Source organism: Catenovulum maritimum, from assembly GCF_001050375.1.
In the GTDB taxonomy this organism is placed as follows: domain Bacteria; phylum Pseudomonadota; class Gammaproteobacteria; order Enterobacterales; family Alteromonadaceae; genus Catenovulum; species Catenovulum maritimum.
The window spans coordinates 23,379-46,845 of the sequence record NZ_KQ130485.1; the positions used below are offsets into that span (position 1 = coordinate 23,379).

Annotated in this window: 23 protein-coding genes; 19 read left to right on the forward strand and 4 right to left on the reverse strand. The window is 37.7% G+C overall.

Annotated features, from left to right (window positions below; all coding sequences use genetic code 11):
• Positions 1-234 precede the first annotated feature (234 nt).
• Positions 235-771, forward strand: a complete 537-nt coding sequence (locus XM47_RS05500) for a hypothetical protein (protein ID WP_048690587.1) — start codon at positions 235-237, stop codon at positions 769-771.
• A gap of 53 nt (positions 772-824) precedes the next feature.
• On the opposite strand, the gene XM47_RS05505 is transcribed toward XM47_RS05500, so the two are convergent.
• The 3 genes from XM47_RS05505 to XM47_RS18840 form a co-directional block, all read right to left on the reverse strand.
• Complete coding sequence (locus XM47_RS05505; RefSeq protein WP_048690588.1) at positions 825-1,076, reverse strand: hypothetical protein; 252 nt, start codon at positions 1,074-1,076, stop codon at positions 825-827.
• 145 nt (positions 1,077-1,221) lie between these two features.
• Positions 1,222-2,568: a hypothetical protein gene (locus tag XM47_RS05510; protein WP_048690590.1), complete on the reverse strand. Its 1,347-nt coding sequence runs from the start codon at positions 2,566-2,568 to the stop codon at positions 1,222-1,224.
• A gap of 52 nt (positions 2,569-2,620) precedes the next feature.
• A complete protein-coding gene (locus XM47_RS18840) occupies positions 2,621-2,776 on the reverse strand; it encodes a hypothetical protein (RefSeq protein ID WP_077066488.1) in 156 nt (51 codons plus the stop codon).
• A gap of 248 nt (positions 2,777-3,024) precedes the next feature.
• On the opposite strand from XM47_RS18840, the gene XM47_RS05515 reads away from it, so the two are divergent.
• The 18 genes from XM47_RS05515 (at position 3,025) to XM47_RS05595 (ending at position 21,798) form a co-directional block, all read left to right on the forward strand.
• Positions 3,025-3,969, forward strand: a complete 945-nt coding sequence (locus XM47_RS05515; protein ID WP_048690592.1) for a DUF5655 domain-containing protein — start codon at positions 3,025-3,027, stop codon at positions 3,967-3,969.
• Between the two features lie 11 nt (positions 3,970-3,980).
• Positions 3,981-6,821 (forward strand): type I restriction endonuclease subunit R, encoded by a 2,841-nt coding sequence (locus tag XM47_RS05520; RefSeq protein WP_245623420.1) that lies wholly within the window; start codon positions 3,981-3,983, stop codon positions 6,819-6,821.
• Positions 6,821-8,371, forward strand: a complete 1,551-nt coding sequence (locus XM47_RS05525) for a restriction endonuclease subunit S (RefSeq protein ID WP_048690594.1) — start codon at positions 6,821-6,823, stop codon at positions 8,369-8,371. The genes XM47_RS05520 and XM47_RS05525 overlap by 1 nt, the downstream gene beginning before the upstream one ends.
• A 74-nt stretch (positions 8,372-8,445) precedes the next feature.
• Positions 8,446-9,927 carry a type I restriction-modification system subunit M gene (locus XM47_RS05530; RefSeq protein WP_048690596.1) on the forward strand — a complete coding sequence of 494 codons (1,482 nt, stop codon included), beginning with the start codon at positions 8,446-8,448 and terminating at the stop codon, positions 9,925-9,927.
• Positions 9,928-9,939: 12 nt separating this feature from the next.
• Positions 9,940-11,409 (forward strand): anti-phage dCTP deaminase, encoded by a 1,470-nt coding sequence (locus tag XM47_RS05535; RefSeq protein ID WP_048690599.1) that lies wholly within the window; start codon positions 9,940-9,942, stop codon positions 11,407-11,409.
• Positions 11,402-11,554 (forward strand): hypothetical protein, encoded by a 153-nt coding sequence (locus XM47_RS19095; RefSeq protein ID WP_154665745.1) that lies wholly within the window; start codon positions 11,402-11,404, stop codon positions 11,552-11,554. Before XM47_RS05535 ends, XM47_RS19095 begins: the two co-directional genes overlap by 8 nt.
• 211 nt (positions 11,555-11,765) lie before the next feature.
• Positions 11,766-12,593, forward strand: a complete 828-nt coding sequence (locus XM47_RS05540; protein WP_048690600.1) for an HNH endonuclease — start codon at positions 11,766-11,768, stop codon at positions 12,591-12,593.
• A 7-nt stretch (positions 12,594-12,600) separates the two neighbouring features.
• Positions 12,601-13,224: a DUF6988 family protein gene (locus XM47_RS05545; protein WP_149865461.1), complete on the forward strand. Its 624-nt coding sequence runs from the start codon at positions 12,601-12,603 to the stop codon at positions 13,222-13,224.
• A gap of 689 nt (positions 13,225-13,913) precedes the next feature.
• Positions 13,914-14,450: a Der GTPase-activating protein YihI gene (gene yihI / locus XM47_RS05550; protein ID WP_048690603.1), complete on the forward strand. Its 537-nt coding sequence runs from the start codon at positions 13,914-13,916 to the stop codon at positions 14,448-14,450.
• On the forward strand, positions 14,450-14,926 hold the full coding sequence (locus XM47_RS05555; RefSeq protein WP_048690605.1) for a DUF2489 domain-containing protein: 477 nt from the start codon (positions 14,450-14,452) through the stop codon (positions 14,924-14,926). Before yihI ends, XM47_RS05555 begins: the two co-directional genes overlap by 1 nt.
• Positions 14,927-15,156: 230 nt before the next feature.
• Entirely contained in the window at positions 15,157-16,761 is a 1,605-nt protein-coding gene (locus XM47_RS05560; protein WP_149865462.1) for a coiled-coil domain-containing protein, read from the forward strand.
• The gene (locus XM47_RS05565; RefSeq protein WP_048690609.1) at positions 16,761-17,084 is read left to right on the forward strand and encodes a putative signal transducing protein; all 324 of its coding nucleotides are present in this window, start codon (positions 16,761-16,763) and stop codon (positions 17,082-17,084) included. Before XM47_RS05560 ends, XM47_RS05565 begins: the two co-directional genes overlap by 1 nt.
• A gap of 15 nt (positions 17,085-17,099) precedes the next feature.
• Positions 17,100-17,687: a DUF416 family protein gene (locus XM47_RS05570; RefSeq protein ID WP_048690611.1), complete on the forward strand. Its 588-nt coding sequence runs from the start codon at positions 17,100-17,102 to the stop codon at positions 17,685-17,687.
• A gap of 152 nt (positions 17,688-17,839) precedes the next feature.
• The gene (locus tag XM47_RS05575) at positions 17,840-18,781 is read left to right on the forward strand and encodes an SPFH domain-containing protein (protein ID WP_048690613.1); all 942 of its coding nucleotides are present in this window, start codon (positions 17,840-17,842) and stop codon (positions 18,779-18,781) included.
• Positions 18,781-19,245 (forward strand): NfeD family protein, encoded by a 465-nt coding sequence (locus tag XM47_RS05580; protein WP_077066489.1) that lies wholly within the window; start codon positions 18,781-18,783, stop codon positions 19,243-19,245. The genes XM47_RS05575 and XM47_RS05580 overlap by 1 nt, the downstream gene beginning before the upstream one ends.
• Positions 19,246-19,255: 10 nt before the next feature.
• Positions 19,256-20,080 carry a hypothetical protein gene (locus tag XM47_RS05585; protein ID WP_048690615.1) on the forward strand — a complete coding sequence of 275 codons (825 nt, stop codon included), beginning with the start codon at positions 19,256-19,258 and terminating at the stop codon, positions 20,078-20,080.
• A gap of 84 nt (positions 20,081-20,164) precedes the next feature.
• The gene (locus tag XM47_RS05590) at positions 20,165-21,352 is read left to right on the forward strand and encodes a mechanosensitive ion channel family protein (protein ID WP_245623421.1); all 1,188 of its coding nucleotides are present in this window, start codon (positions 20,165-20,167) and stop codon (positions 21,350-21,352) included.
• On the forward strand, positions 21,349-21,798 hold the full coding sequence (locus XM47_RS05595; protein WP_053084517.1) for a methyltransferase family protein: 450 nt from the start codon (positions 21,349-21,351) through the stop codon (positions 21,796-21,798). The genes XM47_RS05590 and XM47_RS05595 overlap by 4 nt, the downstream gene beginning before the upstream one ends.
• 79 nt (positions 21,799-21,877) lie before the next feature.
• Here XM47_RS05595 and XM47_RS05600 read toward each other — a convergent pair whose 3' ends face one another.
• Positions 21,878-23,188, reverse strand: a complete 1,311-nt coding sequence (locus tag XM47_RS05600) for a YfiM family lipoprotein (RefSeq protein WP_048690617.1) — start codon at positions 23,186-23,188, stop codon at positions 21,878-21,880.
• Positions 23,189-23,467: the final 279 nt, after the last annotated feature.

The window sequence follows — 23,467 nt, forward strand, 5'->3', positions numbered from 1 at the left end:
ATTTTTATACAGTAACTTTATGTAACTAATTGATAATAAAGAGGGGTAAAAATGAGTTATGTTTTAAAAAGATTTTTTAAATGGTACTCTTTTGTCGTTTTAAATGTTTTTTTTACGGCTTACCTACTTCGCTTTACGAAATAGTGCCGTTTTTTCATGTTTGTTTGAAAACTATTTCGAAATAATTAGTCATAACAACTTTTTACGTCAATTGACGTAAGTGCTGGTATCTATATGTCAGAATCTTCAAGAAAATTTAAAATAAATAGAAAAACTACAGACAAATACACAGAAATAGCCAATATATTGTGTATTAAACATGCTGATTGGGGGGGCTTTTTAGTACAACATGAACTTGATTTCTTTAAACGTAACTATTACCAACTAAGGCCAAACTCACCAATGGTTGCCGCATGGTTTAAGCAGAAAAAGAAAACTTTAGACCAAGAGGGAGTGAACCAGCACTACTCAATTCGAATGCCGCAGAGTTTAGTTGATGACTTGGCTGGGTGGTGCAAACAATATCGCGTTTCAAAAGAAATGATTGTTGAATACGCCCTTGAAGCCTTTATTCAAAGAGTTGGTGCAGGAAGAGCTGCTTATAAAAAGCTTAAACGCCATGAACTGATGCCACTCTTTTTGCTAGAGCATTCTTTTAAAGCTAGGCTCACTGAAACTGAAAAAATTAGCTTTATACGAGAAAACATACTGATACAGGAGCACATGCTGCCAGGTGCTTTTCGCAAAGAGTTTAAAGAATCAAAAAAATAAGCACTGCATGGGCAGTGCTTAATATGTATAAGCTTAATATTTTAATGCGCACGTTATAGATTTAGCGATTCAAACTTCTGTTTAAATAGCCAATGCTCCAATGCTATGCCAACTAACATCATTGCGCCACCAAATACTAGTGCCAATATTATACGGAAGGTTGATAGCCCTTCTTGATTAACAAATGACAGTATAATTGCTGCGGTTGTCGCAAAGATAAATACGCGACCTAACTCGGTGAGCCAGTGACTGATCACGTGCAGCCCATAACTTACGCCAAATCGGTTTTGTTGAGTGTCTTTCAATTGCTTCTCCTTTTATGATGACCTCAACAATATTTAGAGACTCTGTAAGGGGAATTAATCGCTCTTTGCGGGTTTTAGTTTCACCAACCACAGACGTTTAGCAAAGTTTCTGCTATCACATATTGCAACGCTAGTTAAAAACGTTTCATCCACATTTTTCTGCTATTTCCTTAAGTTCAAGTTCTTCCATCCGCTTCATAAGTAATGACTTTCCTTCATCAAACCACCCCGATTTTGGAAAGCGCATTACAAACCATAACTTCCAGTCTTCAATATCTTCATTGCCAATCTTTACTGGTAACTCTCTAAGGTGTGGATTTATAATCTTGGGGCAAAACGTCAATGCTCGGCTTTTTAGTTTTTTCATGGTTGTTTTGCGAGGTTTATGTTGGATTGCGGCAACGGCTAGCGCTTCTTTTAATAAATTATGAATGTTTTCACCTGATTTATACAGTGATGACTCTACAGCACTAACGTAGTGTTCAAGTGCTTTTTCTATTTCACCACTTAGTACCAGTAATCGTCCCTTGAGCCAGTCTTGATGGTATTGCAACTCATCATTCAGGTTATGCTCTTCAATAGATTTTTGTAAGGAAGCTAAGCGTGTTGAATAATCAACAAGGCTGCCCAGCGGTTTAATTGAAGAACGCTTTAACAACTTGTGTAGCTTATTACCTTCAGCAGATAGTTTATATAGATTCGCTGAGCTTATCTCATTGATATAAAACTGATGAAATACTTGTCCAAAATCTAATGTAGGCTCTTGATTATGCTGCAACCGCCAAACGACAGCATCTTTTAAATCGTTTACAAATTGATGGTGTGTTTTTCTATGAAATGAATCTATGAACCTTGTCAAAAACAAGGTTTCCTTATCTTCATCAATTGCATCTGAATTTGATAACGATGTCCACTGAGCCAGCAGAGTTAGGTTACCTATATTAGGAAGTTCTTCACCACTTCGCCATTTTCGAACTGTCCTGTCAGTGCCTTCAAAGAATCGCTTTATATCGTTTTCAGGAAGTGTTTGTTGGCTTTCATAAAAAGCGATTAGGGCTTTGATAGGGTAATTATCACAATAAAAGCTAGGCACTGTATTGGTTGGCATTTGATTAACACCTACTTTCCAAATGATACTGGCAAGTGTTTCAACTACTAGGTGCTTATTTAGCATATAAGCAACTTTTTCTTGTGCTACTCCTTCCATTGGCGCACGCTTAATGATCTCGACGTAGTTATTTAACCCCATCCAAATACTGTCGGAGAAAAACTGTGCGAAACTATCTGTAACAACTTTGGAGATTGGTTCATAAAATAAGTGTCGCACTGACTCTCCAATCAGTGTTGGATCTATAGACTTTCTAGATGCTAAGTCTTCTTCCTTGCGAAAACGGCTCTTTCCCTTAGTAGCCAATGACTTGGTGTCGGCAATATCAGCCAGACGATTTAAAACATACCCAATGTTTGGATAAGACTCATTGATAGTCGTCATTAATTTAAACCCTAAAAAATTCCTTTTGAAAGAGGGGCAATGCCCCTCGCCATTATTTACTATTTTTTGCGGCGCTACTAGTTGCTCGTGCCGCAAAACTGCCTTTAGGCACACTGCCGCCATTTGCTCTAGCTGTAGCGCTTTGAATTCGTTGTGCCGCTTGTGGTGTTATTGGTGTTGATGGCTTTGCATTTACTTTTGAAGTCATAATGTTCTCCTAGTTAGTTGTGAATCAACTTCGTAGGCAATAATCGATTAAACCTGAGTTTCGGAACAGGAATCAAGTGGCGCAATTTATTCAAAATCTAAATATTGAGGTTACACGTTAACCTGTGTGTTAAAAACTTGGCAGTTTTTTAAAGCAAGATCAAATGAATAGTAATTTATTAGTGAATTTTATATCCATTTTATTTATATTAAGACTCTAATTTCTGAGAGTTTTTATGCAGGACGCAAATGAGCGATATAAAGTTATTCAAACTAGACCAAGCAAAAGGAACTGCACTAGAATTAGTGCGAACACAAGCTAAGCTTGAGAAAGACTTGCAGCAGCTCGTTGAGTCACAAATGGAAACCTTCCTGAATGTAAAGTTCCTTGCTTCAGAATTTACTACCTCAAACGGTGGCAGAATAGATTCACTTGGTGTAGATGAAAATGGCTGTCCAGTCATCATAGAATACAAACGGCACACCAATGAAAATGTAATTAATCAAGGACTGTTTTATTATGATTGGCTTATTGATCATAAGGCTGAATTCAAGTTACTCGTAATGGACAAACTCAGCAGTGAAGCTGCTGACAATCTTGAATGGGAAGGTGCACGTTTAATTTGTATCGCTACTGACTTTACCAAGTATGATGAACACGCGATAAAACAAATTGATAAAAACATTGAGCTGATGAGATACAAATATTTCGGAGAAGATTTGTTTTTATTAGAATTGGTAAACAGCCACTCATCTAACCGTTACTTTTCTAACCCCGCAGCTGCCGCACTACAGGAAAAGACAGTTCAAGAAACTTCAAAAAAAGAACGGAAGGATTACCATCAGAATCGAATCGCTGCCGCTAGTGAAGACCTTTTAAAGCTTTATGAGCATATTTGTGAATTTGGCTTATCACTCGGTGACGACGTGCAACGCAAGGAACTAAAGTTCTACACAGCACTGAAGAAAATCAAAAATTTCGCGAGCGTTCAAGTATGGGCACCTTTACAAGACCCTTCATTGAGAATTTATTTAAACTTAAATCCTGAATCGGTAGAGCTTAAAAATGGTATCGTCAGTGATGTTAGAGGTAAAGGGCATTGGGGAACTGGTGATCTAGAGGTTATCGTCCGAAATATTGAAGAGCTGGATATAGCAAAGCAATTAATAAAGCTAAGCTTCGAGCAAAACTAGGGAGAGTAAAGTTGGTAAATCAAAACGCAGAACAAATAGCACGCGATAAAATCGATGAAATGCTAAAACTTGCAGGTTGGACTGTTCAAGATAAAACCAAAATTAACTTGAATGACGGTATCGGTCAAGCTATTCGTGAATACCAGACAGATGTAGGCCCCGCCGATTATGTTCTTTTTGTTGATAAAAAAGCCGTTGGGGTTATCGAAGCTAAACGAGAAGAAGCAGGTGAGAAAATCACTTCCGTTGAAGACCAAACCGAAGGCTACGCTAACGCAAAGCTTAAATGGGTCAACAATAGTGAGCCACTACCTTTTTTATATGAAAGCACAGGTGTTATTACACGTTTTACGGATGGCAGAGATCCTAAGCCTCGCTCCCGTGAAGTTTTTAGTTTTCATCGACCTGAAACGCTAAAAGTATGGGTTGAACAAGGAAACTCTCTTCGTGCTCGTCTTCAAGATATTCCACCGTTAAATCCAGCAAAGCTACCTGCAAAAGATTTAGGGCTGCGTGATTGCCAAGAAACAGCAATAACAAACCTTGAAGACTCGCTTCAAAAAGCGAGGCCGAGAGCGCTTATCCAAATGGCAACTGGCGCTGGTAAAACTTATACCGCTATTACATCCATGTATCGCATTCTTAAACATGCCAAGGGTAAGCGTATTCTCTTTTTAGTAGATACTAAAAACTTGGGTGAGCAAGCTGAGCAAGAAATGCTTAACTTTACGCCAAGTGACGACACCCGTAAGTTTACCGAACTGCATGTCGTACAGCGCTTAAAGTCAAAGTTTGTGCCTAAAGATGCTGAGGTGTGTATCAGTACCATCCAGCGAATGTACTCCATTTTAAAAGACGAAGAATTAGACGAGACATTAGAAGAGCAAAACCCTGCTGAGCAACTTACCAAGCCTAAAGAGCCAGTTCCTGTTGTTTACAACCCTAAAGTACCTATAGAGCATTTTGATTTCATTTTTATCGATGAATGCCACCGCTCAATCTATAACTTATGGCAACAAGTATTAGATTACTTTGATGCTTTCCTGATTGGCTTAACAGCAACCCCCGATAACCGCACTTATGGTTTCTTTAAGCAAAACATTGTCAGTGACTACAGTCACGAAAAAGCTGTTGCTGATGGTGTTAACGTAGGTAATGAAGTTTTTACCATTCAAACCAGAATTACCAAAGAAGGTGAAACGTTACAAGCTAAACAGCAAGTAGAGCACCGTGAACGTGTGACCCGTAAAAAGCGCTGGGAGCAACAAGATGAAGACGAAAAGTACAGTGCAAAACAGCTTGATAAAGATATCGTAAACCCTAGCCAAATTCGTACAGTCATAAAAACCTTCAAAGAGAGCTTACCTATCATTTTCCCTGATAGAGAGCATGTGCCTAAAACATTAATCTTTGCAAAAACCGACAGCCATGCTGACGATATTATTCAAACGGTTCGAGAAGAGTTTGACGAAGGTAATTCTTTTTGTAAAAAAATCACCTACCGTGTAAAGAAAGATAAAACAGATAAAGACGGTAATATTATCGAGCAAGGTGAAGATCCTAAATCGGTACTCTCTAGCTTTAGAAATTTATACGAACCTCGCATTGCAGTGACCGTGGATATGATAGCAACAGGTACAGATATAAAACCACTTGAGTGCCTTGTGTTCATGAGAGATGTTAAAAGTCGAAACTATTTCGAGCAAATGAAAGGTCGCGGAACACGCACTTTTGACCATGATGAATTAATCAAGGTAACGCCAGATGCAAAGTCTGCAAAAACGCACTATGTTATTGTTGATGCAATTGGCGTTACTAAATCACTTAAAACAGCGAGTCAGCCTTTAATCACTAAACCATCTGTACCACTCAAAGATTTGGCTATGGGCATTATGATGGGGGCTAGTGATACTGACTCTGTAAGTTCACTTGCAGGCAGGTTAGCACGATTGAACAAGCAGCTAGATGCCGATGATAAGAAGCGAATTGAAAAGGTATCGGGTGGTGTCTCAATTACTCAAATGGTAGTTGATTTATTCTCGGCCATTGATGGCGACAAAGTAGAAGAGCAAGCGATAATACTGGCAAAACAGCCAAAAGGCACAGACCCAGGCGAAGATAATCGCAACAAAGCTCAGGCTGAGATGGTAAGTAAAGCTGCCAATGTCTTTAACGGCGAGTTAATTGAGCTTATCGATACCATCCGCCGAGATAAAGACCAAAAGATCGATCATGACAACATTGATGAAGTACAAATAGCCGATTGGGAAAAGGCGACCACTGAACAAGCATCAGATATTTGCAAAGAGTTCGTTGAATATCTAGAGCAAAACAAAGATGAGATTACCGCGTTGGAAATATTCTACGACCAACCACATCGTCGTCGTGAAATCACCTTTGATATGGTCAAAGAAGTGCTCGAAAAACTCAAATCAGATAAACCTAAACTAGCCCCACTAAATGTATGGCAAGCGTATGAATTACTCGAAGACCCTGACAATAAAAAAGAACAGGGTAATAAGCCAATTAATGAGTTAACCGCTTTAGTCGCATTAATTCGCCGTGTAGTAGGCATTGATGATAAACTCTCGACCTTTAATACCACCGTCAGCAAGAATTTCCAAACGTGGATCATGAAGCACCACTCAGGTAGCAACCAAAAGTTCACTAAAGAACAAATGGCGTGGCTACATATGATCCGTGAACACTTTGTTAATTCATTCCATTTTGAATTAGATGATCTGGAAATGTCACCATTTGATGCACAAGGTGGTTTAGGCAAGATGTATCAACTCTTTGGTGATGATATGAATAAAATTATAGATGAATTAAATAGTGAGTTAGTAGCTTAGTGAGTGACTTAAATAAAAATAACTTACCTGTTGGTTGGGAGATAGATGACTATGCAAATATAGTTACAACTATTTCTACAAATGGGAAAAAAGTTAATCAGAAACAGTATGAAGTATCAGGGAAATATCCAGTTATAGATCAAGGTAAAGAAGATTGTAGTGGGTATTGTAACGATGAAGAAAAAGTCATAGATGCAAACTTCCCTATCTTGGTTTTTGGAGATCACACTAGGACTGTTAAATCAATCAATAATCCCTTTGTGGCCGGAGCTGATGGCGTAAAAGTTCTTCAGCCTAGTGGAGCAATTACACCGAAGCTTTTATTTTATTTCACCCAATATCTAGCGATATCAATCAAAGATAAAGGGTATGCACGACATTACCAGTGGGTTGCTAAAGAGCTTATTGGCATTCCACCAGAAAATGAACAAATCCGTATTGTTGAAAAAATAGAAGAGCTATTCTCTGAATTAGATAAAGGAATTGAATGTCTAAAAACCGCTAAGGCACAACTTGCTGTTTATCGCCAAGCGTTGTTAAAACATGCTTTTGAAGGCAAATTAACCGAAGAATGGCGTGCCAGTAATGCAGATAAGCTTGAATCGCCGGAACAGCTTCTTATTCGCATTCAACAAGAACGAGAATCTCGTTATCAACGGCAGCTCAATGATTGGAAACAAGAAGTAGAACAATGGGAAGCTGACGGCAAAGAAGGCAAAAAGCCAACTAAACCTTCAAAGCCAAAAGATTTACCTGCAATAGAGTTTTCTGAGCTTGAATTGTTACCTGATATTCCTAAAGAGTGGGCTTATGAACGACTTGCGCACATATCTTTTGTAGGCTCAGGAATGTCAGTAAGTAAAAGCAGGAAACTGGAAGAGCCGATAGACGTTTCTTATCTTCGTGTCGCAAATGTTCAGCGAGGGCAATTGATTTTAGACGAAATAAAAGAAATGCCCGTTGAAAAAAGTAAACTTAAAGATCTAAGGCTCAAAAAGTGGGATGTGTTATTTAATGAGGGTGGGGATAGAGATAAATTAGGTAGAGGCTGGATTTGGGAAGACCAAGTATCCCCATGCATCACTCAGAATCATGTTTTCCGTGCATCTACATACATTCCAACAGAATACCACGCCAAGTTTATCTCTCACTGGGGTAATACCTTTGGAAGAGATTATTTTGAAAAGGGGGGGAAGCAGACAACTAACTTAGCTTCTATCAATAAGACGGTATTGAGCATGTTTCCAGTGCCTGTTCCATGCTTTCAAGAGCAGAAAGAAATAATTTTGAAATTAGATGACTGCTTCTCTTTTATTGACAAAATAGAAGCAGAACTTATTGAGTCTGAAAGAAAATCAGAAGCCTTAAGACAATCAATTCTAAAGAAAGCATTCTCAGGACAACTAGTCTCTCAAGACCCCAATGATGAACCAGCTATCGAGCTATTGAAGAAAATAGCGATTGAAAAAGCAGAACTAGCTGAGAAAGAGAAAGCAGAAAAGGCGGCTGCCAGAAAAGCGAAAGCGGCAGCTAAAAAAGCGAAAACATAATATTACGATAGGTCGCGTTAAACATGAGTATTCATAAATATGCGACTATCTCAAAAAAGAATTAAGTGAAAAGAATGAACGCACAAAGTATAGTATCTAAAGTTTGGAGTTTTTGTACCACCTTACGTGATGATGGTGTCGGCTACGGTGACTACCTTACTCAATTGACTTATCTGATCTTCCTTAAAATGGCAGATGAGTACAGCAAGCCACCTTATAGCCGAGATGTCGGTATCCCTGAAGAGTACAATTGGCAGAGCCTTAAAAATGAAACTGGCTCGGATCTTGAGGTGCATTATGTAACTACATTGAGAGAGCTAGCTAAAAAACCTGGTATGTTAGGGCAGATATTTACTAAGGCGCAAAACTACATCCAAGACCCTTCGAAACTGAAACGCTTAGTTGAAATGGTTGATGATGTAAATTGGGTGATGATGGGGTCTGACACTAAAGGCACCATCTATGAAGGCTTATTAGAAAAGAACGCCGAGGATACAAAGTCAGGCGCAGGACAATACTTTACTCCTCGCGACCTGATCAAAACGATAGTTTTATGTATGAGACCAGCACCAAATCAAACTATTGCTGATCCGGCATGTGGCACAGGCGGATTTTTCTTACATGCCTATGATTTTATTACTGACCCTAAAAACTACAAGTTAGATAAACAGCAAAAAGCATTTCTTAAAAATGAAACATTCTTTGGCAACGAAATTGTCGCCAATACTCGCCGTCTATGTTTAATGAACATGTTTTTACACAACATTGGTGAAATTGACGGTGACAGCCTTGTTAGTGGAGATGATTCATTAATATCGCAACCTTCACGCACAGTGGACATGGTTCTTGCTAACCCTCCGTTTGGTAAGAAAAGCAGCATGACGTTTACCAATGAAGAAGGTGAACAAGAAAAAGACGATCTAACCTACAACCGACAAGACTTCTGGGCGACTACTTCAAACAAACAGGTAAACTTCGTTCAGCACATACGCAGCATGTTAAAAACAACTGGCCGTGCTGCTGTGGTTTTACCTGATAACGTATTGTTTGAAGGTGGTGCGGGTGAAACCGTTCGTAAGAAGTTGATGGAGAGCACTGAGCTTCATACGATTTTACGTCTACCAACGGGTATCTTCTACGCAAACGGTGTAAAGGCGAATGTCTTATTCTTCGACAACAAGCCTGCACAAAAAGACGCATGGACAAAAGACATCTGGTTCTTCGATTATCGTACCAATGTTCATCACACCTTGAAGAAAAAGCCAATGACAATGGTTGACCTTCAAGAATTTGTTGATTGTTATAACCCTGGGAACAGACATGACCGAACAGAAACATGGAACGAAGAAACAAACCCTGAAGGTCGTTGGCGTAAATACACTCACGAAGAAATTTTAGCGCGTGATAAAACTAGCTTAGATATTTTCTGGCTAAAAGATAAATCGCTAACCGACTTAGAAAACCTGCCTGACCCGGAAGTATTAGCAGGAGAGATAATTGAAAACATGGAAGCAGGCTTAGACAGCTTCCGCCAAGTATTGGCCGCATTACAATAATAAGGACATAAGATGCAAATTGAGAACTTTTCAAACGACTGTGAAATAGTTATCGGGTTAGTTGCTCCCGTTGGTGTTAATTTAGATGATGTACATAACCGCTTCGTTTCATATTTCAATCAATTCAGATACGAAGTTAACTATATTCACCTTTCTCAAGTTGCAAAGGAATTTCAAGGTATTGCGACAGGCCCTTACACTGAGCAAAGCCGTTTAGATACTGCCATGAATACGGGTAATGCCCTAAGACAAAAAAGTGAACGAGGGGATTTATTTGCGCTATTAGCAATAAATGAAATTAATAAAAAGCGCTTGGGTGAAACACCTGAACCATTGCCGAGACACGTTCATATTATTAGATCACTTAAGCATCCTGATGAAGTTGAAACGTTGAGGCAAGTCTACGGCCCAGGCTTCATCCTTTTAGGCATATCTTCTAGTATAGAAAGCAGGAAGCGCTACTTAAAAGATGAAAAAGGAGTTCCTGAAGAAGAGCTGGAAAGGTTAATTGAAAGGGACGATAAAGAATCCGATTCATTTGGACAAAGTACAAGAGATGTATTCCAAATAGCTGATGCCTTTGTGACATCAGATGACGCACATTCATTATCGACACAAATAGGCAGAACGCTCGACTTATTATATTCCAAACCCGTAGTCCCACCGACAGCTGATGAATATGCGATGTTTATGGCATATGCTGCATCTCTTCGCTCTGCCGATTTATCTAGACAAGTGGGAGCTGTTTTAACTAATCAAGAGTCAGATATTTTAGCTACAGGTGCTAATGATGTGCCCAAATCAGGAGGTGGCTTATATTGGCCTGTTGATGGTGAAGATAATAGAGACTATGAATTAGGTAAAGACTCAAACGAAGAGCAAAAAAATAAAATCATATTAAACATCATGAAAAAGTTTAGTAACCCTGAAGAAACAACTGACGAGGAGTTATTAAAAGAAGGCAAAAAGAAGCTTAAAGACACGGGGCTATTAGATATTACCGAGTATGGACGAGCTGTTCATGCTGAGATGGAAGCACTTTTATCCTCAGCAAGAAATGGAATTTCGACTAGAGATGCTAATTTATATACAACAACTTACCCTTGTCATAATTGTGCTAAACACATTGTAGCTTCCGGCGTGAAAAGAGTTTTATATATAGAACCGTATCCAAAGAGCTTTGCGACTATACTTCACAATGACTCTATCAATGCTGAAGGCAGCCCAGGTGAGTCAGAAAAAGTGATGTTTGAACCATTTGTTGGCATAGGGCCAAGAAGGTTTGTTGATTTATTTTCAATGAATTTGAGCAGTGGCAGGAAGTTGAAACGTAAGGAAAATGGTCTGTTAAAAGAATGGAACCGGAGAGACTCAGAGCTACGAGTTCCTATGACTCCCTTGTCTTATTTAGATGCAGAGGTTATGTTAATAGAGCAGCTTGATGAAATTAAAGAATCAGCGAAGGAAAATAAAAATGACTAGCACAGAGAAAAACATTACAAGAGCAAAACAAGTCGTTGATAGTTGGCCTACATGGAAGAAAAACATACAGCTAACCAAGTATAAATCTGCTTCAAAAGAAAACTCTCAAACCACTCACAAGCAACCAGAGCTTCAATGTGGTTAACTTTTTTAGCTAAATATTAGCGGCATACATTTTGCCGCTAATTAATAATAGTTTTTAAGATATATTTGAAAGCACAGGAGCCGCTTAGCTCCCGTGATGAATTAGTCTCTTTTTCAAAGTTCAAACCTCCACTTAACAGAGTTGGCAATACTCTGTTACTTTCTGATGTATCTTTTCTTTTTTTGTCATAAAAATAAAGGGAATTAGAGTTTTGTCAGAGATTGATCTAGAAGAGTTAAGGCCAACATCACATAGAAAAATTATAGAGCTTGTTGAAGAGGCAGGTATTGATATTTCTGATTGGGCAAATTTCAAAGGTGGTGCAGAAAAAGCTTCAATGAACCCTAAATATTGTTATGAGTGGTCATTTGAAGAACGAAAAAATAATATTTTTGTATTAAACCTTTGGTTTGATAATTGTGAAATTATTGATGGTATTGTAATTCAGCAACTTAATTTAAGAAGTGAAGCCGAAGAGTTCAAAGGGATACAGAAACGCCGCGCTTTTAATATGGACTTTTCATTGCAAAATGCTGCAAGGTTAAATGCTCCAATAAGGGTTATCATGTGTGATGAAAACCCAAAACTTAAAAAGCTTGATACCAAATCTAATGCGGATAGGAGATTCCTAGATCCCATTAATTGGTATATAAAAAAGTATGGAGATAATGGCGACTGTCTACTTCAGCGAGGGAAATTAGTCCCTGCCTTTATTGACCAGTTTTCATTTCGAGAACTAGAACCCATTCAACCCGAAAAGCAAGAAACAACCACTACAAGCTATTCTAGAAGTAAGGCCGTTAGAGAGCAAGTGTTGGTTCGTGCTGATGGTCATTGTGAGTATTGCGGCGTAAGAGGTTTCAAAACCAAAGTTGGTTCTCTTTACCTAGAAAGCCATCATATCACCCCTCTATCTGAAGGTGGTGTAGATCACCCTAATAATGTCATTGCTTTGTGCCCTAATCACCATAGAGAAGCTCACTATAGTGAATCTGCACTGGAACTTAGAAGCGTATTTTTGGAAAAAATTGGACAATAATACACTTATGGAAAAGTTACTTATTGGTTCAGCTGCTCTTCTTGATGAACTAAACCCAATAATTTCTTTTGGCCCAAACCAGAGTATTAAAAGGTGGGCGGGCAGTTGGGTGATGTGTGATATTGCAATTGAACATGCTCACTCTCTACAAAACTTAATGAAGATTGGTAACTGCACTTCAGCAATATCGTTGTTACGGCTTCAATTTGATGCTTTGACAAGGTCTGTATGGCTACTCTGGGGAGCTTCTGAGAAAAAAGTTGAGCGAATCATGCAAAACTTATCTATAAATACGGCTAATGCTGATAATGGCCTACCATCGCATGTCGAAATGATTAAGCAGATTGATGGCAAAGCACCAGCTGAAGCTACTCGAATGCTGACTGAGTTTAGAGATGTTACTTGGAAAGCTTCAAGCTCTTACGTACACGGTGGAATTCATGCGATGAAACGACACGGTGAAGGCTATCCGTTACAGTTGTTGGAACAAATACTAGTTAATTCAAATGGATTAGTAATGTTATCAGCTGTCCATTTGGCAACAATGACGGGTAACATGCATGTTTTAAATGATATTACCCGTATTCGAGATACATACCGAAATATCTTACCAAAGCTAAATTTTAAATAAGTGCTATGTAGAGCCTAGTTATCAAGTGACTGAGAATCTTATTTCGAATGACAGATACCAACAGCCACAAAACTGTAACAAATATGAAATACCCACCATGTAGGATATATCTCACATCGACGTAAGACATAAACCAACAAAACCTGTGAGATATTGCTCAAAAATTTAAATGAAAAACTAAAAAACACAATAAATACAATTAGATATCATATCTCTCAAATTTGATTGAAAAACCATTTAGGTTAATTAGTTGTTAAAAAATATAATCGGAGTAAATTTGTCCGCGTTGTTAGGAAAACAACGTCAACAGTTAAATTAAAAACAGGATAATTTTGGTAAGGAAACTCAGTAAGGAAGCGAAAATAACAAAGTGGAAATTTAGGTTTAACATGGATGGTTAATTTGAAGTCAAGGTTGGCTACTAACCAAACTAGGAAATTATAAAGCTAGGACAGCTAATAACAATAATATTGGATATAATAATAACATTAAGGCGAGATTGACCGGGACAGTCTTATACCACTTGGAATGTGGACTCAGAATTATCAGATAGTCGAGAGACTATCTATATCGAAGCGGCTTGGGCCGCTTTTTGTTTTTATAATCCCCTTCTTTGCAAAATCTAATTTAACCCTACTCCAAGCTCATGCTAAAATACCTCATAATTCCTTATTCTCTAGTTGCAATTTATGACCCGTATAAAAAAATCTCGTAAAGCTGGTTCAATTATTAACAGCAAAACAGTTAAAACCCCAAAAGTGTCTAATCATGTCGAGACTAAAGCACACGGTAAAGGTCATAAGCCTGGTAGCCGCAACTCGATAACAGCATTAAAGTCAGAACAAACTAACTCGAATCAACCTAAAGATAAGCGATTAGGCAGCAAAAAGCCTATCTCTCTAGTTGTTAATGAAACTAAAACGAATATTCCAAAAACACAGCCTAAAGCCAAACTGGTTAATGAAAATAAAGCGCCAGATCAGACCGAAAAGTGGACCTTAGAATTAGACCAATTAGAGCAGGATGAGAAACTAGCCGATTTACTTTCACGCTTTGATGATGGCGAAACATTAAACGCGAATGAAATGGCCGAGTTAAACAAGAAAACAGATCGTCACGCCTGGTTGTTAGAAAAACTAGGCCTAGCCGAAGAAGAGCTTTCAGAAGAAGACGCTTTATTAGCTGAATTTGAAAATGCAAAATTAGATAAAGGTGATTTTGAATAATGAGTAACAGCCTACTAATCACATTAGCAATATTAGCGGTTTTAATTATTGCGGGATTAGCCTTTTATGCTGGAAAATTACTTTTCCAGCTAAAACAACAAAATTTAAAAGTAAAAGAGCATCTAGCGCAGCAAGTAGAAGCCCAAATAAAAAAAGATAAAGATTTGGTTTTCAGTATACAAACCATAGCAAAAGCCGTTTGCCAACAGCAATGCGATGTAGGAGAAGCAGCGATTAGATTATCAGTCTTATTGTCTCACCTGTCGAACGCTATGACTGAAGACTATCCAAAACAATATCCTTCCTTACATAATTTAAATGAAAAAATTAAACACCTAGCGATACTTGAAGCAAGGAAAAAGCTAGATAAAAAGGAAAGAATGAGACAAGACTATATTCGGGTTCAAGCCGAAGCCGAATATCAAGAGCTGGTAACTGATGAAGCAGAAAGATTGTCAGACTTTAAACTAGCCTAATATTTTTTAGGCATATCTAAACCGATATGCCTAATCTTCTTTCACCCTAGACTTCCCGCCTAAAAACTCAAATAATCAAACAAAGATCTTAGCAAGATAACCAAGTACAAACTAAACTAAGTCCATAACAATTATTTTGGGAAAGGATAAATTACTCAACTCGGATTTAGGTTACTTTACCCCTGTATATAATCTAGCTTAGGCTTAATACTCATCACATGGACTCAGTTATGGCGAATTTAGATCACGATGTAATTCAACTTGGTTTGCAGTTAAGAGCTCAAGGTCAATTTGTTGATCGCCAAGTGTTATCAGAGCACTTCTCACCAGAAAAGGCACAGCAGTGCTTCCAGATTTGGCAACATCACTTAGAACAACTAAATATGAACCAAAGGGCTTTATTGCCAGATAGCCTTTCAAATAAATTATCTTCGACTTTTCAGAGCATTTTAACTGAGATAGAAAAGCAAAATACCGAGCTCACTCGGCAAGCAGAATTAAAGTTAGAACAACTACACCAAAACATGGCAACTCAAACAAGCCAACAGTTTGCTAAACAAACCGAATTAACAATTGAGATAAAAAAGCTAAGGGCAGAGCTCAAGCAAAAGCAGAGTAACTTAACTGAAAATCAAAAGCAGTTAGACCAAACGTTTTCGCAAGCCGATCAAAGCCGTCATTTATTAGATCAAAAAGAAGAAGAAAACCGCAGCTTATGGCGCCAACTCGAAGGAGCTAAAAGTGAAATAGAAACTTATAAGATCCAATTAAGTGATGCACTAGTCGGTCAACAAGAGGCAAGCACGACAGAGAAACGTTTAGCACAAAAGAAAGAAGAGAACTTAACCGCTGAAATTGAAACTTATAAAGCAGAAACCCAAAATTTACAGCAGCAAGTGGCGCAATACAAACAACAAATTCAATTACTACAAGAAAGCCAAGATAAAGAAAAAAACAATGCCCTTGAAAGCGATCACAGGCTTCATTCAAGACTAAAAGAAAGCGAAGCTCAGCTAGCCAGACATATAGCGGAAAGTGCAAATTTAGAAGCGGAACTAGAAGCGTTTCAGCAAAACAAACACAAGGAAGTTTCTAAGCTGAAATCAGAGCTAAGTGCTGCTCACATAGAGATAATGGATAAAAATAAAAACTTAGAAAGCTTAACCATTCAACTTGCTGAGTTAAAAAATAAAACAGAAGAGCGCCAACATATAGATAAAGAGAAGTTAGAGACTCAAGCGGATAAGTTAGCGGAACAAAATAAAGAACTACAATTTAAAGATTCAACCATTGCTGAATTAGAGAGTAAGAATCAACAACTAACGAATGAATTTAGACTGCAAATAGACTTAAAATCAAGAGAAATAGACCAACTAAAACAAGAGCATAAACATCAAAAAAATGATTTCGCACAACAAACAGAGCAACTTAAAAGACAAATAACCCAACTTGAAACAGCTCATGAATACAAACAAAGAGATTCAGCAAGCTTAATTGAAAGTTACAAGCAAGAAGCTAAGAATAAACAAGAATTAATCAAACAAACTGAAATTCAAATTTCAGAATTAAAAGCTGAGTTAGCAAACCTCAGCAATAAGTTAGACAACCAAATAGATACGAGTAAAAAACTAAACGATAAACTGGAACAAGTTAAAGATAAAAATTTGAACGATGCCAGCATCGCGCGTCAAACCATCAAAGTGCTTAGAGAAGACTTACAAAAAGTACAATCTGAATACGACAACTTTAAACAAAATAGCCAGCAGAATTTAATGGAATACAAACTCAAGTTTGAATATGCCGAAAAACAATTAAGACAAACAGAGGAGAACTGATGCAAGAATTAGATGAGTGGCCATGTGTTTATACAGACTATAATTCGATTACTATCCATTGTATAAAAGGCTTGCTCACTCAACAAGGCATTGAAACCAAGCTAATAGGAGAAGCCCTTTCAGGTGCTAGTGGTGAAATACCTATAACAGAAACAGAAATAAAATTACTCGTCTTCCATACAAAATTTACTCAAGCGAAAGATTTAGTTCATAAATTTGAGACGAATGCAGAATCTAGCTGGTTTTGTCGTCAATGTGACGAAGAAAACTCTGGAACATTTGAAATTTGTTGGCAATGCGGTCATGATCCAGCAACTGAATAGAATATAAAGAATAATATGAATAAACCCTCTACCTTTGCACGAATTAGAGCATTAAATGCTCGCCAACAAATCGCTTTCAATTTAATGCTAATTGAACGCATGTTGCCAAATTATCAGCTGTTTTCCGAATTGAGCCAACAAGGCGATCCTAAAGTCCTCAAGAATATTACAGAGCTACTTTGGCAATGGTTGTACACGCCCAAATTTAAAATAGATGTAAATCTACAACAGCAAAAAATTGAAGAAGTTATACCTGCAACTCAAGACTCGGATGGTATAGGAGCATTTGCGGCCGTTGATGCGGCAATGGCGCTAGTGTCTAACTTAGCTTTGTTAGAGGAGTCTGAATTTAAACACAAAGAAGCCGTTTACATCTCAATCATATCTCAGGGCACAATTGAGCGAATGTTGATCATGTCAGGTGAAGCTGAACATAGTAAAGAAGCGCTAGAAAATCCTCATATGATATGGGAAATAGATACGCAGAATGAATTTTTAGATAGCGTAGAGAAAATAAAAAAATTCGAGAAACATCATCACAAAGAGTTGAAAAGCCAAGCGCTAGCTGATGGTGTAACCAACTTAGGCGTCGAAATAGAATAAACTCCCAGATATAAACTCAAGCCAAAACAAAATAAAAAATGTGAATTAATTCACATTTTTTATTTATTCTGGTTAAATTCAGTGCAATAAATTAACTTAAGTATAATACTGGACACCACCAAGACATAATATGTCATCAATAAGGAATCAAAATGGAATTAATATTTGAATACATCTTTACTATCCCATTTGCAGCATTTGCATTTGCGATTATCACATTAAAATCATCAATTAAATTTGTCCCACAAAATAGAGCTTGGATAATTGAACGATTTGGTAAATATCAATCAACCAAAGAAGCCGGCTTAAACTTTATTATCCCTTTTATCGATCAAATATCTGCCGATAGATCATTAAAAGAGCAAGCCTTTGATGTCCCTAGTCAAGCGGCTATCACTAAAGACAATATCTCTTTGACTGTAGATGGCGTTTTATATTTTAGAGTGCTAGACCCATATAAAGCGACTTACGGCGTTGAAGATTATGTATTTGCTGTCACCCAATTAGCCCAAACTACAATGCGTTCAGAAATCGGTAAAATAGATCTGGATAAAACCTTTGAAGAAAGAGACATGCTTAACTCAAAAATTGTAACTTCAATAAACGAAGCGGCAGAGTCTTGGGGCGTAGCTGTACTCAGATATGAAATTAAAGATATTACACCGCCGCATTCTATTATGAACTCGATGGAATCTCAGATGAAAGCTGAGCGAGAACGTAGAGCCAAAATTTTAGAATCTGAAGGTGAAAAGCAAGCTGCAATCAACATAGCAGAAGGTGAAAAACAAGCCCGAGTTTTAGCCGCCGAAGCAGAAAAGCAAGAGCAAGTATTAGCCGCTGAAGGTGAAGCAAAAGCGATAGTCTCAGTCGCAGATGCGCAAGCGCAAGCACTAAAAGTTGTTGGTGATGCAGCTGCAACAGACGAAGGCCAAAAAGCGATTCAACTCGACTTAGCAAGTAAAGCAATTGCCGCTAAACACGCCATTGCTAAAGAGTCTAGTGTTGTTTTATTACCTGACAGTGCAACAGACGCTGGCTCTATCGTTGCTCAAGCAACAACTATTATAAATGCATTAAACCACGGTAAAGGCTAATGATAGATTTAATCTCAAACCATTTAGCAGAATCTCTCATAGCATTAGGGATTCTATTCCTAACGATTGAAGTTGTGATTCTCGGCTTTTCGACTTTTATATTATTTTTCTTAGGTTTGTCTTTAGTATTAACAGGCAGCGCTATCTGGATCGGGCTATTGCCAGAGACTTTAGCCAGCATATTATTATCGAACGCGATAATCACAACGTTAATGACATTCTTGTTATGGCAGCCGTTGAAAAATATGCAAAACCGAACCGAGAAAAAGGAAGTGAAAAGCGACTTTGTTGGGGTTAAATTTTTTGTTGACCAAGAAGTAAACCTAGAAGGCAATTGCCAGCACAAATATTCTGGTATTACTTGGAAAGTAAAAAGCCAAACACCAATTTCAGCAGGTAACGAAGTAGAAGTTATCAAAGCTGAGGTTGGCACACTTTGGGTACAAACAGTCAATCAAGCATAAGGATATAAATATGTTTAAAAAATTAAAATTAATTTGCTTAGCATCAATACTTTTACCAACTTTAAGCATTGCTGCGACAACAGACAAATCAGCACTAATCGAAAAAGTAATTCAAGTTTCGGGCATAGAACGTAGTATTTCAAGCTTACCTGAACAACTTCAAGCGCAAGCTTTACAACAAAAGCCTTACGCCAAAAATCCGAAAATAGTCGATACGGTGACGCAAATTTTAGTCGCTTCATTTGATCAACATAAAGCGAAACAAACTATCGTTGAAACCTTCAATAATGGGATGAGTTTAGCTGAATTACAAAAAATTGAAGGATGGATCGAGTCAGATCTAGGTTCGCGCATTGCAAAAGCAGAAACCAAATCATCCAACCCAGCGGCAATCCAAGATATGCAAATGTTTGCTATGGGGTTTCAATCTAACCCACCAGCGGCAGACAGGATTCAAGCGGTACAAAACTTTGTCCAAACTTCAAAATTAACTGAAGCCGCTATGGGCATGGTAGAGCAAATATTACGTGCAACCTTATCTGGTTTAGACGCATTTAATGAGCAGCCAAATTCTCAGAATGTTGAAAAAGCCATTAGCCAAATGAAAGGCATGATGCAACAGATGGTTTGGCAACAAATGATTTTAATGTCTCATTACACTTATCAAGATTTTTCTGTGACGGAAATAAATCAATATTCACAATATTTAGCGACGCCGGAAGGTGAAAAATACCTTAAAACAGGCATACAAGCCGTTACTAACAGCATTGCTGAAATGATGGCTACAGCGGTTCCGTTAATCAAAGAAGCAGCTGAAAACGCTAAGAATAGCTAATAAGCTTATTTTTCAGTTTAGCTTTTTACCAACGACGATTAAACTATGAGTTTAATCGTCGTTTTATTTTAGGTGTTTAATTAAGTGCAATTTCTACAATCTCTTCTCAATAATTCAGAACTCAATTTAATGGCACAAATCACCATTATTATCTGTTTAATTTTATTGCTCAGCATTATCACTTTTAAGCTACTGCTGCCCCTGCTATATAAAGCAATAGAAAGAACTAAACACGATTGGGATGATTTACTAATGGATAACCACTTCATTAGTCGCATTTTGATGATAGTTCCGATTATCTTCACTGATAAACTCGTCAAGCTTCAGTTCAATATGCCAGAAGAAGTAGAAAGCATATTTAGCCGTGCGATCAGTATTCTCATAACCTTAGTCGCAGCATCTGTAATTTTAAGTGTAATCAATACGATTAGAGATGCCTTTTCTAAAATATCATCTTTAAAAACGTTACCTATCGATAATATACGTCAGCTCGCAGTATTGTCTGTTTACCTAGTCTCAATTATTTTTATTGTCTCAATCATATTTAACAAGTCGCCGCTCGCTCTCCTAACCGGTATTTCAGCTGCTATGGCCTTGGTAATGTTAATCTTTAAGGATGTCATTTTAGGCTTTGTTGCAGGCGTTCAACTTTCATTAAACCGCTTAGTCAGGGTAGGCGATTGGATAGAATTTAAAAAAGGTAGCGCTGACGGTGATGTTATTTCTGTTGGCTTAACCGTAGTTAAAGTTAGAAATTTCGATAAAACCATCACCTCTATTCCAGTATATGACTTAGTCTCGAATAGCTTTACGAACTGGCGCGGAATGGAAGAAACTGGCGCGCGACGAATTAAACGAGCCATCTATTTAGACCAAGCTAGCATAGGGCACTTAAGCCAAGAGAACTATGACAAAATAAAAGATCACCCTTTATTGGCTGATTACTTAAAAAACAAACTAGATTCAGGTGTTTCTATCGCCAAACCAAATGAGCTCCCCGCGACTAGAGTATTATCTAATTTGGGTACCTTTAGAGCCTATATTGAAGCTTACTTAAATAGCAAAGCTGAAATTAGAAGCGACATGTTAATTATGTGCCGCCAGTTAGCACCGTCATCGGCAGGTCTACCGCTTGAAATATATTGCTTTAGTGACACTAATTGGAAGAAGTATGAAGCAATCCAAGCCGATGTATTTGATCACATACTTTGTGCCGCTAACTACTTCGATTTAAAGATTTATCAATTTAACTTAGCTGAACAAAATAAATGAAAATGATCCCTGTTACTTGGTTAGCTTTAATCGCTCTAATTATGTTGATAGCTAATCAATTAAACATTTTGGAGCTGGGCTTAAGCCAAAGCATAAAATACAGCTTAGGCTTAGTAGGCTTGATATTAAGCTTAATTATTATAGCTATCTCAGGGATACAATTTAGACGTCATAAAACCACAGTTAACCCACTATCGCCTGAATCAACGAGCAAAATAGTCAAATCAGGCATCTATGCCTATAGTCGAAATCCTATGTACTTAGCTATGTTAATCAGTTTATTGAGTTGGGGGATCATTTTAAATAACCTAGCCTCATTACTTATCGCATTTGGCTTTGTGCCTTTAATGAATAAATTGCAAATAAGTAAAGAAGAGGCTGCTTTATCTCAATTATTTGGTAAAGAGTATCTAGTTTATTTACAGCAAGTTAGAAGATGGCTGTAGCTGAACTAACAGGCAAAGTTAAACTACAGCGATAACAATTATCTCAAAACGTAATATATAAAGCGAATAGCTGAATCACTTATTGATATAAAGGTAGTTCAGCGATTCTCATATCAATTCTTCTTTCAAGCAATTTGTATTTTGATGATTCAGTGTCACCATATACTTTCTTGAACGTAGCTTCAGGTAAACCTTCTGGTAAATCATGAATCATAGGGAAGAAGACAATACCATCGGTTATATTGGCCAAACGATTTTGAGCTTGTCTAGGCTGTTCGAGCACGTATCTAGCAAAAGCTAAACCGGCTTTATCAGCTGCTAAGTCAGGAAAACTAAAACCACTGCCGCCTTTATTTGTATCGAGTAACTCTTTTAGCTCACCTATTTTTAATCCCATTTCTTGTCGCATTAAACGCTCTAATACAGCAGAGAATAAAAAGTGTAATGGTAAATCGCCACGCCCTTCTATTTGTAACCTAGCATTAGATAATTTATCCAGCTCAACCCTTGGCACTCCAATTAAATGGCCAAAACGGCGGCTACCATAAGAAATCGCCAGCGCCCAAAGCGCAGCTTGGTTTTCAAGTGTTGGATCATTATCTTGCGAACGAATTTTAGCGAGCTGGAAAGCTTTACCGATAAAGAAAGGTAAAGACTTTTTATCTCGGCTAGATAGGTTTAATTGCTCAATTTGGTTCAGTTCAGACATATAAGTCGCTACTAACTCAGGTGAAATTTGTAAATCAGCCACCTGACCAGTAAGCGCATTTATTGGTGAGTTTTGCTGAATAGCCGAAATCACTTCACTCTTAAGGTTATCGCTTAGTAATAAGGTGATATTTAACCCCTTACTCGAAACCTTAGCAGTTTGGACCAGTCCCAAAATATTATTTGCCACTTCGCCTTTAAAATAGTGTGTGATAGCTTGGGTAATCCCCCACTCGACTAACCAATTTGGTAAAACAAGTTCACCTAGGCTGCAATAATCTATCGCCAGCTTTTCACCTTTGGGTAATAAAATACATTTTAAATTAATATATTGCGTTAACTTAGGCGTTTTAATTTCTGTTGTTGCAGATAAGCTAAAGCCGTGTTCTGTCACATTACTTCTGAATTTAGTTAAAGGCACAGTGTAAGATGCGACAGCTGAAATTGCATCAATATCGCCTTGCGAGAAATAAAAATTTACCGCACCGACACTGTTATTAATTTGATGAGCAACATCTCTAAGCGATACCTTTGCTTGTTCTATTCTTGATGCGTCGACTTTATCGACCTCAGCAACAACAGCAACATCAGAACGAATTAAATAAATAGCATAACCCACAGCCAGTAAACTCAATACAAAGAGCCAAAAAGTTAATTTAATAAGCTTGAAAATATATTTCATTTACGGGTTATCCATCTGAGTAATGCTTACGCGTCTATTAATGTCAGTAAAGGGGAGCAATAAAACGCTTTTATTTAATAGTTTTACAGCTGCTAACTAAAAAAACAGCCTAACTGCTAGAGTAGCTTTATGTCGGTATAATAACAAAGCTGCAATCAAGATACTGATAATTATTAATAAAAATAGCAAGAAGTCAGCATTTTTAATATCTGAACAAGATACTCTGGCACTAACAACAAGGGCGTTCAAAAATCTGTGTCAGGTAAATACGGTCTAAAC

Excerpts from the sequence above, each read along its gene's own strand:
- XM47_RS05575 (WP_048690613.1), top strand. The coding sequence starts at position 17,840 with ATGGAATTAATATTTGAATACATCTTTACTATCCCATTTGCAGCATTT.
- XM47_RS05600 (WP_048690617.1), bottom strand. The coding sequence starts at position 23,188 with ATGAAATATATTTTCAAGCTTATTAAATTAACTTTTTGGCTCTTTGTA.
- XM47_RS05595 (WP_053084517.1), top strand. The coding sequence starts at position 21,349 with ATGAAAATGATCCCTGTTACTTGGTTAGCTTTAATCGCTCTAATTATG.
- XM47_RS05565 (WP_048690609.1), top strand. The coding sequence starts at position 16,761 with ATGCAAGAATTAGATGAGTGGCCATGTGTTTATACAGACTATAATTCG.
- XM47_RS05570 (WP_048690611.1), top strand. The coding sequence starts at position 17,100 with ATGAATAAACCCTCTACCTTTGCACGAATTAGAGCATTAAATGCTCGC.
- XM47_RS19095 (WP_154665745.1), top strand. The coding sequence starts at position 11,402 with ATGACTAGCACAGAGAAAAACATTACAAGAGCAAAACAAGTCGTTGAT.
- XM47_RS05530 (WP_048690596.1), top strand. The coding sequence starts at position 8,446 with ATGAACGCACAAAGTATAGTATCTAAAGTTTGGAGTTTTTGTACCACC.
- yihI (WP_048690603.1), top strand. The coding sequence starts at position 13,914 with ATGACCCGTATAAAAAAATCTCGTAAAGCTGGTTCAATTATTAACAGC.
- XM47_RS05515 (WP_048690592.1), top strand. The coding sequence starts at position 3,025 with ATGAGCGATATAAAGTTATTCAAACTAGACCAAGCAAAAGGAACTGCA.
- XM47_RS05555 (WP_048690605.1), top strand. The coding sequence starts at position 14,450 with ATGAGTAACAGCCTACTAATCACATTAGCAATATTAGCGGTTTTAATT.
- XM47_RS05500 (WP_048690587.1), top strand. The coding sequence starts at position 235 with ATGTCAGAATCTTCAAGAAAATTTAAAATAAATAGAAAAACTACAGAC.
- XM47_RS05580 (WP_077066489.1), top strand. The coding sequence starts at position 18,781 with ATGATAGATTTAATCTCAAACCATTTAGCAGAATCTCTCATAGCATTA.
- XM47_RS05510 (WP_048690590.1), bottom strand. The coding sequence starts at position 2,568 with ATGACGACTATCAATGAGTCTTATCCAAACATTGGGTATGTTTTAAAT.
- XM47_RS05535 (WP_048690599.1), top strand. The coding sequence starts at position 9,940 with ATGCAAATTGAGAACTTTTCAAACGACTGTGAAATAGTTATCGGGTTA.
- XM47_RS05560 (WP_149865462.1), top strand. The coding sequence starts at position 15,157 with ATGGCGAATTTAGATCACGATGTAATTCAACTTGGTTTGCAGTTAAGA.
- XM47_RS18840 (WP_077066488.1), bottom strand. The coding sequence starts at position 2,776 with ATGACTTCAAAAGTAAATGCAAAGCCATCAACACCAATAACACCACAA.
- XM47_RS05545 (WP_149865461.1), top strand. The coding sequence starts at position 12,601 with ATGGAAAAGTTACTTATTGGTTCAGCTGCTCTTCTTGATGAACTAAAC.
- XM47_RS05585 (WP_048690615.1), top strand. The coding sequence starts at position 19,256 with ATGTTTAAAAAATTAAAATTAATTTGCTTAGCATCAATACTTTTACCA.